At 48.4% G+C, this 14,349-nt stretch carries 13 protein-coding genes; 8 read left to right on the top strand and 5 right to left on the bottom strand.

The features are described 5' to 3' along the window. Nucleotides 1–54: 54 nt before the first annotated feature. On the bottom strand, nt 55–1,425 hold the full coding sequence (locus CX664_RS12195) for a hypothetical protein (RefSeq protein ID WP_145999964.1): 1,371 nt from the start codon (nt 1,423–1,425) through the stop codon (nt 55–57). 47 nt (nt 1,426–1,472) lie between these two features. On the opposite strand from CX664_RS12195, the gene CX664_RS25675 reads away from it, so the two are divergent. The 5 genes from CX664_RS25675 to CX664_RS12210 all read left to right on the top strand — a co-directional run bounded on the left by CX664_RS25675 (nt 1,473) and on the right by CX664_RS12210 (nt 4,335). After that, complete coding sequence (locus CX664_RS25675; RefSeq protein WP_145999965.1) at nt 1,473–1,766, top strand: hypothetical protein; 294 nt, start codon at nt 1,473–1,475, stop codon at nt 1,764–1,766. 148 nt (nt 1,767–1,914) lie between these two features. Further along, nucleotides 1,915–2,103: a hypothetical protein gene (locus tag CX664_RS25680; protein WP_145999966.1), complete on the top strand. Its 189-nt coding sequence runs from the start codon at nt 1,915–1,917 to the stop codon at nt 2,101–2,103. 52 nt (nt 2,104–2,155) lie between these two features. Then, nucleotides 2,156–2,401, top strand: a complete 246-nt coding sequence (locus tag CX664_RS12200; RefSeq protein WP_180966481.1) for an ankyrin repeat domain-containing protein — start codon at nt 2,156–2,158, stop codon at nt 2,399–2,401. Nucleotides 2,402–2,430: 29 nt separating this feature from the next. After that, the gene (locus tag CX664_RS12205; protein ID WP_145999967.1) at nt 2,431–3,312 is read left to right on the top strand and encodes an ankyrin repeat domain-containing protein; all 882 of its coding nucleotides are present in this window, start codon (nt 2,431–2,433) and stop codon (nt 3,310–3,312) included. 444 nt (nt 3,313–3,756) lie between these two features. Beyond that, a complete protein-coding gene (locus tag CX664_RS12210) occupies nt 3,757–4,335 on the top strand; it encodes a hypothetical protein (protein ID WP_145999968.1) in 579 nt (192 codons plus the stop codon). Nucleotides 4,336–4,543: 208 nt separating this feature from the next. On the opposite strand, the gene CX664_RS28130 is transcribed toward CX664_RS12210, so the two are convergent. Further along, on the bottom strand, nt 4,544–5,062 hold the full coding sequence (locus tag CX664_RS28130; RefSeq protein WP_101747007.1) for a hypothetical protein: 519 nt from the start codon (nt 5,060–5,062) through the stop codon (nt 4,544–4,546). Nucleotides 5,063–5,278: 216 nt separating this feature from the next. After that, entirely contained in the window at nt 5,279–7,516 is a 2,238-nt protein-coding gene (locus CX664_RS12220) for a Rho termination factor N-terminal domain-containing protein (protein ID WP_145999969.1), read from the bottom strand. A gap of 312 nt (nt 7,517–7,828) precedes the next feature. Between CX664_RS12220 and CX664_RS12225 the strand changes: the two genes are divergently transcribed. Next, entirely contained in the window at nt 7,829–8,062 is a 234-nt protein-coding gene (locus CX664_RS12225) for a hypothetical protein (protein ID WP_101747009.1), read from the top strand. Between the two features lie 169 nt (nt 8,063–8,231). Further along, nucleotides 8,232–8,747, top strand: coding sequence for an RING finger protein (locus tag CX664_RS12230; RefSeq protein WP_145999970.1), 516 nt, complete (start codon nt 8,232–8,234; stop codon nt 8,745–8,747). 35 nt (nt 8,748–8,782) lie between these two features. Here CX664_RS12230 and CX664_RS12235 read toward each other — a convergent pair whose 3' ends face one another. Further along, nucleotides 8,783–11,005 (bottom strand): ankyrin repeat domain-containing protein, encoded by a 2,223-nt coding sequence (locus CX664_RS12235; protein WP_101747011.1) that lies wholly within the window; start codon nt 11,003–11,005, stop codon nt 8,783–8,785. 92 nt (nt 11,006–11,097) lie between these two features. Beyond that, nucleotides 11,098–13,218, bottom strand: a complete 2,121-nt coding sequence (locus CX664_RS12240) for an ankyrin repeat domain-containing protein (protein ID WP_145999971.1) — start codon at nt 13,216–13,218, stop codon at nt 11,098–11,100. A 718-nt stretch (nt 13,219–13,936) separates the two neighbouring features. Between CX664_RS12240 and CX664_RS25685 the strand changes: the two genes are divergently transcribed. Then, on the top strand, nt 13,937–14,349 hold a 413-nt coding region (locus CX664_RS25685; RefSeq protein ID WP_219622176.1), incomplete at its 3' end, for a hypothetical protein.

Consider the following 14,349-nt stretch of genomic DNA (forward strand, 5'->3'; position numbering starts at 1 on the left):
AAAATATAAACTATCGTACACTAGGTGCAACCGCCCTGATTGTTACCCTGATTTTTACTCCCTTTGGATCATTTTCTGAGCTGCTGCTATTTTTTCTTCTGTCCAGCGACCTACCTGTGTTGTCAGGCTACGCTCTTCGTCGGCAAGCTCAAGGAGTTCTCCATAGTCTTCCCATGTGTCTTCATTAACAGCATCAAGCTCATCGTAGGTTTTCCTGACGGTCTGCAGCCGATCAAGGGCCTCGCTTTTCCTGGTCACGAAATCCTCCAGTAACTGTCGTTTCTCGCTGTTATCCGGGTCTGGATGCTTGCCACTGCCGCCTTTTTTTGAGTGTTGTAATAAGAGCTGAAAGGCAAGAAGATCCCCCTTACCCATGTCGAGCCTGACTTTCTGGTCTTGCCAGGGCTCCTCAACGGCAAAATGACGGACGATTCTGGTATATAAACTACCAAACAGCTCCAGTTTCTTAGTGTTGTCCAATGCGTTATTGTTCAATAGCAGCTTTTCACAACTATCCAGCCGTAGCAGTACATCGTTCAGCTTCTTCTTTCTCGTTTTCTTCTTATAGCCGGGCAACTGTTGTTGTTCAGAGAGGGCAACGGTTGCTATCACACTTTCATGGCTGTATTTCTCTTCATCGTTCAGCGGTGACGCCTGAATGATGGTTTGCAGTCTATAAAAGGCGTCTATGCTCAAGTCAGCAGCGCTGTCCCGCCACTCTTTGCTGCGGCACTGTATCAGAAAAAAATTGAGCTCGATTCGGAACTGTCGGCCCGCAGCTGCTTCGGCCCCGGAAAGCGCTGTGAATTTGCTCTGGTCGGCAGGGGGCAGTTCACCCATATCCCCTTTTTTCTGCCGCCATTCTGCTATTGCCGTTTTTGCCTTTTGCCATTGCGTTCTGAGATCTTCCAACTCATTAAGCGCTTCTCTGGTCGGATTCAGTTCGATATTTTTCAGCCCGATCTTTCCGGAGTTATATTTGTCTTTTCGCAATGAGTTAAGTTCTGCTGTGCTCAGCGATTCCTCTGCTGTTATTACCGATTCAATGGTCTGTGTCTGGTACCCGGAATCATTGGTACCCTCGAGGTTTGCCAGCTGGTCAGCATACTGCTCCCTGATATCCTGGTGCAGGGTGTCATCGTCAATGGTCATCTGGTACCCGGAATCATTGGTACCCTCGAGGTCTGCCAGCTGGTCAGCATACTGTTCCCTGATATCCTGATACAGGGTGTCATCACCGGTTGACCCAGCGGCTTGCCATGTCTCCGTGGTCGCTGTGGGCAGGGTATTGCCAGATCTGGTAGTTACCATGGTCAGGCTTTCATCGGGCATCTGATCGCTATTGTCAACCGGCAGCTCCGGTAATGGTCTTTTGTATTGCTTAAGAGGAGGCAGTAGCAGACGATTGCTTTTTGGCGTCTGCATACTATGTTGGACAAGTGGTGGCAGCGGCCTTCCGGTTTTTTTCGAGGATGGCTTGTTATGTTTACCCGGCGGTGGTGGTAGCGGCCTGCTATTCTTCGAAACGGGGTGAGAGGTGGGGTTGTCACTATTGTCACCCGGCGGTGGTGGTAGCGGCCTGCTTTTTTTCGAAACGGGGTGAGAGGTGGGGTTGTCACTATTGTCACCCGGCGGTGGTGGTAGCGGCCTGCTTTTTTTCGAAACGGGATGAGAGGTGGGGTTGTCACTATTGTCGCCCGGCGGCTTTGGCAGTGGCCGTTCTGGGCGTATTTGGTGCCCGGATTCCTGTTGTTTATCAACATTAACAGGTTGCTGTACTTTCGGACTGCTTACGGGTGTGGTGATTTCGACTTTCCTCTGCAGGAGGTGAAAACCCGGCACCTTTGAGATCACATAAGCTTTTGCGGCCTTTGCGATTTTTGTAGCCCTTACCGATACAGACTCAGTCGGTTCATGGACCGATATCTGACGATCGCCGAATCTTGCTGTGTCGGCTTTTTTGTGCTGTTTGTCATTGTCGTCAGACTTATGGATGTCGGGCTGGACAATGTGTTGAGTGGTAGAATTGTTGATTTGTGGCATAAAGATCCAGTCCCCTTGTGCCTGATCTGCAACCTGTTACCTGTTTGCCATATCCGCTAAGGCAGTTTGCAGGGTTATCGACGATTGTCAGAGATAATTCATGGAAGTAGTTATGCTTACACTGTTGAGAGATGTTGAAAATGTCTTGATGGGCGCAACAAAGAAACTGTCCCCGGACGACAAAAACCTGCTCAAGGCAGCCGAAGATGGCGACCTGGCATCGGTGAAGACATTGTTGGAACAGGGGGCTGATATTGAGTCCAGGGGCCGGTATGGCGAAACTCCGCTGTTTCTGGCGGTAACTTCGGAAAAACCGGAAGTTCTCAACTTTGCCTTCTGGCTGCGGGTGCCAGCGTGAATGTCCGCAATCCTTCAGGTCAAACTCCGTTGCATAGAGCCCGTAGCGGGGAGACTGTGCACCAGCTTCTGGCTTGGGGAGCTGATATTGAGGCCAGGGATAATTGCGGAAACACGCCACTGTTCCCGGCTTGTTCTAAAGCCGATCTGGAGATGTTAAAGGTATTTCTCGATGCAGGTGCCTGCGTTAATGCCCGCAGTGATTCAGGCCGGACTCCGCTGCACAGAGCCGGTAGCGGGGAGGTAGCGAAAGAGCTTCTGGCCCGGGGAGCCGATATTGATGCCAGGGATATGAATAAGGCAACGCCACTAATTTATTCGATTTCCATAAACGATACACTGGAGGTATTCAAGGTGCTTCTGGCTGCCGGTGCCAATATTGATGCAGCTGATAAATATAAACTGACATCATTGCACCATGCGGCTAGCGAACACTGTTTCGACTTGAATTATCTGAAGCTGCTTTTGTCCGAGGGGGCTAACCTTGAAGTCAGGCAAGACAACTGCACACAATGGACCCCGTTACATTTGGCAGCAAAAAGTGGTTCGGGCAAGAAAGTACAACTATTGGTGGCTGAGGGTGCCAACTGTAAGGCGCGAGACTGGAATAGGTGTACACCGCTGAATTTTGCCAAGGGCAGAATTCGCAACTTGAAAGTCCTGTTGGCCGAGACTGGCAGGTTTGACAACATCAATCGGAATAATGAGCCGGATAATTTTCAACCCCAATCACTTCAGGTCTGCGCCCGGGCTTCTATCCGCTCGCGCCTGGTTGCACACAGTAAAGAAACGGGACAACCGTTGTCGAAATCGGTGCCGATGCTGCCGCTGAAGCCGCTGCTGCCGGTGGATAAGCAACAGCTCAAAGACTATGTGGATGAGCCTTTGATGGGAAAACTTATTTTTGATTAGCAATATGGTAGGTCTGACACCATCACTGTTGTTGCAGTGCTAATAGAGTCTGGCCGAGGTTGACTCTGGAGCTGGGAGCCAGTAACGGGTCTTGAAGCTTTAATCCATTCAAAAGAAAGATCAAAGCCAGTTTCTGTTTACCTGGTTTTTTCGTCAGGAAGAATGCCCCCAGCTTTTCCAGATGCCATATTACAAGTCAATTTCTTGTGAATTCAGGGATTTCAGGAATACTAATTTATCTTTATGAGTATTTTTTTACAATGAAAGTTCACAAACTCATGGATAAAATTCAAATCATTATTGCTCATGCCATCAGCCTGACTACACTTGCCGCTTGTTGAGCATTTTTGCTCCGGGGCTTTTTGTCTTGCCCAGTCTATTTTTATCTGTTGGACAGAAACTAAACCACAAGATAATAAATATCATTTTTATGAGGTAGTCGTTTTGATAGAGCCATCGGTCGAGTCCAGGGTAGGCACCGCAGGTGACCGGCAACCTGTAACAACAATGTCTTTAGAACTACAGGGACGTTGGGGCAGTCTGGCTGTATTCAGGGAGTCAGGGGTAGAACCGCTTTTGCCGGACAATACTCCGGATAGAGTCCTGATAAACGACAACGATGAAGACAACAGCCCATCGCAGTCCATTGGTAATGACACTCATCCCTTTACTGGCATCCTTCGTGGCAAAGAAGAAAAACGGACCATTGGCAACCTCAGAAATTGCCTGGTGAAAACATTGGCTGGTGAGGGGTGTGTGGATAGCCTGCGCTTTACCGGTGCCAATATAACCTCCACAGGCTCCACCGGGGTGGTGGCCTGTAAAATTTCAGACCAGGCCACAGTCAGCAATATTTGTGTTGATATGGCTAATGTCTTCGACACGGTGGCTGACACCACAGCAGTGAACTGTCATGTGGAATCCACAGGTTCTGGTGGAGGCGCAGGCGTCGGGGCGGGCCTGATCAGACATAGCACGGTATCTGAAACGATTGCCAGTTTAATGATGATTTTGTGGGATTGATCAGAAGTAATACCCGCCGGTTATGCCCTGTTACCCCAACAATAATACCATCTGCCTCCAGTAACAGAAGCCCGTCGACGTCGGGCCTGAGTAACGGGGTCATAGTCGGTATTGCCTTTGGCGGAGTGCTCTTTGTGCTGGTCGGAATTGGTTTCTGTCTCTACCGCTATTATTGCCACAGAGCATCGTCCAGGACTGCGGGCAAACATTACGAGCCTTTGATGGCCAGAGGCAGGAGAGACGTCAGCCTTACCATGGATGGATTCAATAATTCACAGCGAAGCCGCAGAGGACCGGGTAATATTCCTGCACACACTGTTAATGAACGGATGCCGTTAATTCTGCGGACATAGGTTCGAACTTTCATTGTCTGTGCAGTAAGGAACTGTTTGCGGATAAAGGCTATATCCTTTGGAATAATGACCCCGTATTCCATCAGCAAACCTCTGACCTGGTTACCCAACGCAGTCCTTCTGGCTACTGCCTGGCTACGAATTCTATGCAGGCTCTGAATATCTTGCTGCTCAATCGTTTTGGTTGATACGAAGCGCATCGAGGCAGATTGGCAATAAAGGGCAAGAATGCTTTGCGATGTAAGTTTCTTTTTGATAACCACATGACCTTTGGCATCAACACCATCATGTAGCTGGAAACTCTTTTTACTCAGATCAATTCCGAGGAAAGCTACCTGACCTTTTTGATCAGTTCCTGATTTGTTTTGCGTCAAGAAGAAAGGCCTGCCCCCCAGCTTTTCGACCCCCAGCTTTTCTATTTACCGAACAAAACGGAATTTTTAGACCAATTTTCTGCCACTACATGGATGCAGGAGCCGGAGCAACGCAGGAGCAGTTGCCGCGTAGTGCAGTCTATTCTCGGACAGCCTCCTTGAGATTATTACCGCCCTTGTGCTTTTTGCGCCTGCTTTCTGGAAGGGTTAAGCGAGTTAGACACGGTCAAAAACCATACTCTTTCTGATAATTTGGCCAACTTCCGCAGTAATTACATTTACCTTTGGCGTAAAAGCCAACTGCAGTTTTTCTTTTTTACGGGCCTCCCTGGCGGGGTTCAACCAATTAGCCAAAGAACGCATCTGCGCATCATAATGATTATCAAAATTCCGATACACATACGCCAGAGAGCTTAAATAAGCGGCCACATTGAGGCCTGCGAATGAGCCAGGCGTGATGTCAGGGTGAACCTTGAGTTTATCCAGGGCTGCTTCAAAGCTGCCATAAATATCAACAGGTATAAAACTTTTCACCTCAGGGTAATTATGGTTCAGGTACTGGCGCAGACCTTTCAATAGCAGCTCAGCCGCTTTTTTTTCATCGCCAATAAGATGAAAGCCCCAACCCGCAGAATGAAGAATCCATATATCATTTGGAAAAAACTGACAGGCTTCCAGGGAAAGACGCTCGACAGCATCCCGGTATTTATGAGGAACGTGATAATAATTCAAAAACAGCTCATTCAACTCTCTCCAGTAATCCCGCTCATTGTTTTCGCTTGCGGGCTCTGAAGAACCGGTTTTCACTGTCCGTGAATGCACAGCATGAGCAGTGTCTTTTTTGAGTTTTACTGTTGGGCAAGGTGGATGGCAGGATTGAGCAGATTCTGTTTTTTCTCTACGTCGAGAGCCCGTTGTACGAGCGTCTGCCCCCCGTTTAAGTCTGTTTTTTCTATTACCTTGCTGCGGTTTACTGCGGCCGACTTTAGCTTGTGGTTTAATATCAACGCTGACATCCACCTCATCTTGCCCTGGAGATTGATCAACGTTCTTAAGATCATCCATCCTGGTCATGAGCATCATCGTAGCAACAGCCTTGTGCTCATAGAACTCTTCTCTCCATTTAATACCTTTATCTCTGTAATAATCCGCGGCATTTATACAGGCATTATATACAGCCTCGTTATCACCCATTTTTTCCAGGCAACGAATCAATTCTTCAAATACCGGAACTTGATTTTCTCCACTGACCAGGGACTGATAAATAGAGCTGGCTGTATCAACGGAACCGTATATTTCTTCACACCTGGCCTGCATATAGTTTTTCAATACACCTGCTGAAGGCTGCAGAAAGGAAAAGTATTCGTAACATTCAATTAATCGTCGTGCATCGTGCTCAGATTTTTCTAATACACAAACTGTTGCAGTATGCAACAACTGCAACAGCCCATAACGCTCAAGATCATCATAAACACTAATGACTGACTTATGTTGAAATATCTGACAACTCTCTTTTACGTAGGAAATCACCAGTTCCGTGTTAACCTCTTTTCCGATCAGCAAATTGAAATGTAACGTCTGAATCTTGATTACATCAAGCTTACCCCCATAGGTTTTCATCAGCAGAAATTCTTTTTCCCTTTCACTTAAGTGTGGCAATCGACCAAAACATTTCAAAGCTACTTTTACCGGTAGCTCTGGGCTAAAGTAGGGTGCACAATAGTGACTACCATCAACATTAATGCAGCTGCAGATAATATTTATCGTAAAATACCCTTCCCAAAATTTATACCATAGTGGAAAAGATGATATCTGCACCATATCGTCCTTGCTAAGTACAATCCTGAAAATTAGCTCGACAATTTCTCCAATCTCATGCTTGGCGGCAACAGTTATTGGTAATTTCATAGATTGAGCCTTGTTGAGTAGCGCAGCCGTGATGGGCGTAGCACTGTATAGGTTCAAGGCTTTAAAATGTTCTCCATACACTTTTTGCATAATACATATCATGCATTGTATAAAATTATCAGGGCTGTAAAAATCAGACAATATCTCAAGAAGACTAGCAATGTCTTGTTGTCTTATTTCTTCTTGAGAATCTAATGTAACAGAAAAGATCTTGTTTGTAATAAGCTCCAGCTGTCTTAACTTAAAAAGATTTTCAACTTTTAAGTCATTCTTTATTTGCCTGAGTTGAGAAACGGTCATTTTTTTTCTGGAAACAGAACCAATTTTTTCATCATTAAACGTCGGACCTTTTTCCAAAACACGAATAGCTTTTACAAGAAGGAGATATTCCTGAGATCTGGCATCAAAAAAAACAGAGCTAAAGCCTGGAGAGCCAAGGTGATTAGTAGTAACTTCAGGCTCTACAGTACGCGTTGAAAGACTATCAGAAGCAGGATGAGCTGGAACTCCTTTTCTTTGTAAAGGAGTGTCAGGCGTTTCAGACATACTATCCCCGGCAACTGAGGATGCATATTCAGAATGGAATAAATTACACTTCGAGGAGATCATAATTATTCACCAAATCAATAGGAGCCTGTCAAAAAAATAGTCTCGTCAGTAAAATCCGTGCTCACAGAATATAATATGTCGACGAATCTGATGTATGACATCAAAACTGATTTATTATTTGTGGAATCTTGACAAGTAATTCTAGAGGAGCAGGATTAACCTGCGCAGGAAATAGGACACCCAAGCAGAAACAGGACAGGAAATAGGCCCCCTATTTTTGCCCTGCAGGCCTCGCCGGAAACTGTGTTTTTGGCTTTCCAGGATAGTCCGGAAGCCAAACTGGGGGTAGCGCGTTTCAAAGCGAAGTGTTGCCTGAGGCACCTGCCGTTGAATAGCGAGACGATCTCACCAGATTCGGTGGCAGGGACAACGAACGTGGTGGTTGGTTGCTCGAAAGAGCGTGTTTTTATAAAGGGCAAGAGTGCTTTGCGATGTAAGTTTCTTTTTGATAACCACATGACCTTTGGCATCAACACCATGTAGCTGGAAACTCTTTTTACTCAGATCAATTCCGAGGAAAGCTACCTGACCTTTTTGTTTAGTTACTGATTTGTTTTGTTTGTGCAAAAATGAAGTTATTGAACTTATCCCTTAATCATCAGTCGAAGGCAATTACGACGAATAGCTGAGTTGATCAAGAGGTAATAGTGAAATGGCTAACTCGGTGGCAGCGGACTGTTGTGGACTATGCCAGATGGATTTTGGCTATCATGCTGAGCTTGTCATGTGCGCCCAGGGCCACGCATTTCATAAAAAGTGCGTGGTGGTTCCTCACCATATACGCGCGAATTGCCCGGTGGAAAACTGTGGTGAGCCATTTACCTCTTACGAAAAGAGTCTGGGTAATCGGCTGGCCGAATCTTTTATGATCGAGACCGGGTACATTGATAATTACGAGCAGGCATTGAGGGAACTTGCCAATAGATTCGGCATTTCTTATGAGTATGCAAGTGCAGTTCTGACTGAGACTGATTTCTTGAAGTTGTGTCTTGAGGCAATACCTGAGGCTTTTCTTGAATTGCTTTCAAGTCGTTCATTTTTGTTGTTAGTGGGTTCAATAATTGCGTTGTATGGTTTGCCAATCCTGAGAGATTATTTTCAGCAACAATTTTATCCAGGTGATTCTGTGGCTAATGAAGAAACTGAAGTGTTAATTTCTATTCAATAACATGAGTTTTTGTCTCCTCAGCCCCATCTTACATTTCACTCATTCATTGACTCATCGCCCTCAGGGCTTCCGGCAGGGTTGGCATTAAGCTGTTGTTGCAGGAACTGAACCACCTCATGATGGCCCTTTTGCCTGGCGATGGAAAGTACGTCCGCATTGTTGACCGGGTTGGAATAGTGAATGTTGGCACCTTGTTGACACAGGTACATGACGGTATCCAGGCGACCAGACTCTGATGCAGTCCAGAGTGCGCTGCCAAGGCTCTGGTATTCCACATTAACGTCAGCCCCCTGCTCAACAAGATACTTCACCACATCAATATCACCTCTTTGCGCCGCTAACCAGAGGGGGTGAGAGATGTCAGGCCTGAAATGGGTATTGAATGCGCCGAGCAGGCACTTGATTGCGTTCAGTTGGCCTCGAAAGGACGCTTGAGTGAGTGCCATGGAAAAATATGACGGCTTGATATGCTGCAGTATTGCCTTCTCTGCAAACAGGTACTCCAATACAGGGCAATGACCTCCGTTTGCGGCGGCATTGAGCAAATGGTCTGCTTCAATTATTGCGGATTTACGTACCAGATGTTTGACCAGCCCAAGGTGCCCTTGCGCTGCGGCCTCAACGACAGGCGTAGTGTGCCCACTACTGTTGGCATTAACATCTGCACCTTTTTCCAGCAGGTATTTCACGATGTCACCGAAACCCCTCCTCGTTGCTATGAAGATAGGGGTCCTATAGCCTGAAGCAGCGGCATTGACTTTGCTGCCTCTGTCAAGCAGGTATGCCACGGTATCCATACTGCCAGCGCAGGCCGCCCAATAGAGTGGCGAACCCCAACCGGCATCGTGAAGTCTTGCGCCCTTGCTGTCCAGAAATTTGGCCAGTTCAAAGTGCCCCTGGCCGCAGGCCTGACACATTGGGGTGACCTGGCCCTCGCAGTGGGCGTGAATGTCTGCGCCCTTTTCCAGTAGCCACGCCACCGCTTCGATGGAGCCACTGCGGGCTGCAGAAGAGATCGGGGAATGATAACCCTCCTCATCAATGTTGATGGTTGCCCTGCTGGCAATGTAATCCATCATCACCGCCATGCCACCCTTGGCAGCGTGGCGGAATAGGGTGGTGCCAAGGCCAGGAGCATCAATTCTCAGCTTATAACGCTCAAGCAAGTACTCCACCAGTTTGCAACTGCCAGAATAGGCAGCAGCCTCGATGGGGTGGTGTCCTTTCCGGGTGATGGCGTTGATGTCTGGGCCACCGGCATTGATGTTCGCCCCCTGGTCAAGCAGATATTTGACCGTTTGCAGGTTGCCGCTGCGGCAGGCAGCCCAGATCAGGGTTTTAGCACCGGTTTCGCCATGGCTATTGTTTGCACCTCGCTCAAGCAGTAACCTGACCAGCTCAAAATGGCCGCAGATTGCCGCGGCATAAACCGGGGTATGTTGCCCGGTACTCTGGTTATCAATGTCCTCGCCCCGATTGAGCAGATACTCTACGATTCTGGAAAACCCCATTTTGGCGGCATGGTGAATCGGGGCATCCCTGCCCGGGCAAGCGATTTGCAGATAGGCACCGTTCTTTTCCAGAAACGCCACCAGATCCTGGTGGCCACCATTGATGGCCCAGTACAGTGGCGAATTGACGCCTGTGGTGCTGCCAGCCTGTATGTCGGCATGATGTTCCAACAGAACCTTGATTATCTCCCGACGCCCGGCAGCGGCTGCTACTGACAAAGGTGCATGGAGAGGGTTACTGGCCTCAAGGTGTGCCCCCGAAGACAGCAGAAGCTTCACCACTTCAAGATTGCCAGCCAATGCGGCCAGCCAGAGTGGGGTGTACCACGATCCTTTCTCAACAGCCATGGGCAGTTGGGCGGCAACAGAGGGGTCTACCCCGCTAATGTTGACAGGTTGTTGATCCAATGTCGCAATCTGGCTGGAGAGGTTGCAATTAACATCGGCACCCTGTTGAAGCAATGCTGCAATGGCGTTAATTTCTCCATGCAAAATTCCAGACATCAATTGCCATTGCCAGTCTTCCGGCAGGGGCGGAGGGGTATGCTGCCCTGATGGTGCGATGGTTCGGTCTATCAGGGCAGTAGCGGCGACAGGACTGTTGTGGGCAGGGGCAGCCTCTTTTGGCAAGGCAGGAAGAGCCGGGGCCGATGACTTATCGGTGGCATCAAGGCCAGAAAGCTTTTTGTCGGTGGATATGCCGGCGAATGCACTCTGGCCATCAGGACTGGAAACTGCACCATACATTTTTTTGATCCCAATTTTAGTTTTGATAAACCTCTATGACATTTATCAACCCTTTTTTATCCCCCCCGGACAATTATTTTTATATGGAACTACTAATCAAAAGGAACTGCTGCTGCAAGCTGTTGTTGCAGGAATTGAACCACCTCCTGATGGTTCTCTTGCCTGGCAATGGAAAGTACGTCCGCATTTTCAGCCGGGTTGGAGTAGTGAATGTTGGCACCCTGTTGACACAGGTACATGACGGTATCCAGACGACCAGACTCTGATGCAGTCCAGAGTGCGCTGCCAAGACTCTGGCATTCCACATTAACGTCAGCCCCCTGCTCAACAAGATACTTCACCACATCAATAATGCCTCTTTGTGCCGCTAACCAGAGAAGGTCGGAGATGTCAGGCCTGGGGTTAGCACTGAAATGGGTCTTGAATGCGCCGAGCAGGTACTTTATTGCGTTCAGTTGGCCTCGACGGGTCGCTTCAGTGAGTGCCATGGAGATGTGTGACGGCTTGATATGCTGCAGTATCGCCTTATTTTCAAACAGGTACTCCAATACGGGGCAATGACCTCCGTTTGCGGCGACATTGAGCAAAAGGTCTGCTTCAATTATTGCGGATTTATGTACCAGATGTTTGACCAGCGCAAGGTGCCCTTGCGCTGCGGCCTCAACGACAGGCGTAGTGCGCCCACTATCGTTGGCATTAACATTGACGCCCCTGTCAAGCAGGTAAGCCACGGTATCCATACTGCCAGCGCTGGCCGCCCAATAGAGTGGCGAACCCCACCCGGCACCGTGAAGTCTTGCGCCCTTGCTGTCCAGGAATTTGACCAGGTCAAAGTGCCCCTGGGCGCAGGCCTGGCATATTGGGGATTGATGGTCTCGGCAGTGGGCGTGAATGTCTGCGCCCTTGTCCAGTAGCCAGGCCACCGCTTCGATGGAGCCACTGTGGGCCGCGGAAGAGATCGGGGAATAGTAACCCTTCTCATCAATGTTGATGGTTGCCCTGCTGGCAATATAATCCATCATCACCACCTTGCCTCCCTCAGCCGCGTGGCGGAATAGGGCGGTGCCAAGGCCGGGAGCATCAATTCTCAGCTTATAACGCTCAAGCAGGTACTCCACCAGTTGCCAACTGCCAGAATAGGCAGCAGCCTCAATAGGGTAGGGCTTTTTCCAGGGGGAGGTATTACTGTTGATGGCGTCGAAGTCCTCGCAACCGGCGTTGATGTCTGCCCCCTGGTCAAGCAGATATTTGACCGTTTGCAGGTTACCGCTGCAACAGGCTGCCCAGATCAGGGTATTTTCACCGGTTTCACCATGGCTATTGTTTGCGCCTCGCTCAAGCAGTAACCTGACCAGCTCAAAATGGCCGTTGAATGCTGCGGCATAAACCGGGGTAAACTGCCCGGTACTCTGGTTATCAATGTCCTCGCCTCGATTGAGCAGATACTCTACGACTCTGGAGGATCCTACTTTGGCGGCATGGTGAATCGGGGCACCCCTGCCCGGGCAACCGATTTGCAAACGGGCACCGTTCTGTTCCAGAAACGCCACCAGATCCTGATGGCCACCTTTAATGGCCCAGTACAGTGGCGAATTGACACCTGTGGTGCTGCCAGCCTGTATGTCAGCATGATGTTCCAGCAGAATCTGGACTATCTCCCGATGCCCGGCAGCGGCAGCTCCTGTCAGTGGTGCATGGAGAGGGTTACTGCACTCAAGATGAGCCCCCGAAGACAGCAGAAGCTTTACCAATTCAGGATTGCCAGTCGTTGCGGCCAGCCGGAGTGGGGTGTATTGCGATTCTTGCTTAAAAACCCTGGCCAGTTGGGCGGCAATAGAGGGGTCTACCCCGCTAATGTTGACAGGTTGTTGATCCAATGTCGCAAGCTGGCTGGAGAGGTCGCAATTCACATCGACACTCTGTTGAAGCAATGCTGAAATGGCGTCAATTTCTCCGTTCAAAATTCCAGACACCAATTGCCATTGCCAGTTTTCCGGCAGGGGCTGTAGGTTTTGATGCCCTGATGGTGCGATGGTTCTTTCTATCAGGGCAGTGGCGGAGGCAGGGCTGTGGGCAGGGGACGTCTCTTTTGGCAAGGCAGGAAGAACAGGAGCTGACGACTTATCGGTGGCATCAAGGCCATGAGGCTTTTTGTCGGTGGATGTGCCGATGAATGCACCCTGGCCATCAGGACTGGAAACTGCACCATACATTTTTTTGATCCCAATTTCAGTTTTAACAAAAAACTGTTGGACATTTATTTCCCCTTTTTTATCCCTCCCGGACAATTATTTTTATAAGGAACTAATGTATTAAAAAAGTGACTGATAAATAAAGGAATGAGTTGTGAAAGAGAGGAACTTTTATAAGACGGCGTAGTCTTAAGCTGTAATTCTGCAATTCAATAATTCGATGTATCAAATCAATCAATTTCCTCCATATGATGCTTCTTTTTTTTATCTTGGTTCCAGCGCATTAGGTTTAGATCAAGAACAGCAATTTGGTGCCACCGAACAGCAACCTATTTATCAAGGCATACCAGTTCGAGTGCTGAAACCTATTTCTATTTACAATAGCGGACTAGATACATATCAAAATGAAGCTGATCATTCTAATTCATTAATTAAATATAATATTGAATCTCTAACAAACTTCTATTCAGAAAACGCTTCTGGAACAGTTATTCAAGAGATACCACAATCCATTCTTGATGAATATGTACCTTACCAGGATGATTATGAACCTGTTAATAATCCATTATTACTAACACCAGGTACTTCCTTTCAGCAGCTAATATCGTGGGACGAGCTTGAAATTAGAGAGCAAACAACAGTGAATAATACAAGCTCAGGTTTACAGTTAACTAATCTTCCTGCCGGAATTCATAGTTCACAAGATTTACGGCCAGTTGCTGTCGTTAATCCGTTATACATGCACCAAGCTACAAGTGATAACCAAACAACCCAGGCAGAAGTTAATGTTGATGGCAGTTCTTCACTTGCCGAGCGCAAAAGGGAGCGCAAAAAGGAGCGCCAAAGGGAGCTTCGCAAAGATCCCGCTTACGTCGAGCGCGAAAGGGAGCGGCGAAGGGAGCTTCGCAAAGATCCCGCTTACGTCGAGCGCGAAAGGGAGCGGCGAAGGGAGCTTCGCAAAGATCCCGCTTACGTCGAGCGCGAAAGGGAGCGCCGAAGGAAGCTTCGCAAAGATCCCGCTTACGCCGAGCGCGAAAGGGAGCGGCGAAGGGAGCTTCGCAAAGATCCCGCTTACGTCGAGCGCGAAAGGGAGCGCCGAAGGAAGCTTCGCAAAGATCCCGCTTACGCCGAGCGCCAAAGGGAGCGCCAAAG

Origin of the sequence: Endozoicomonas acroporae, assembly GCF_002864045.1 — a bacterium.
Lineage (GTDB): Bacteria > Pseudomonadota > Gammaproteobacteria > Pseudomonadales > Endozoicomonadaceae > Endozoicomonas > Endozoicomonas acroporae.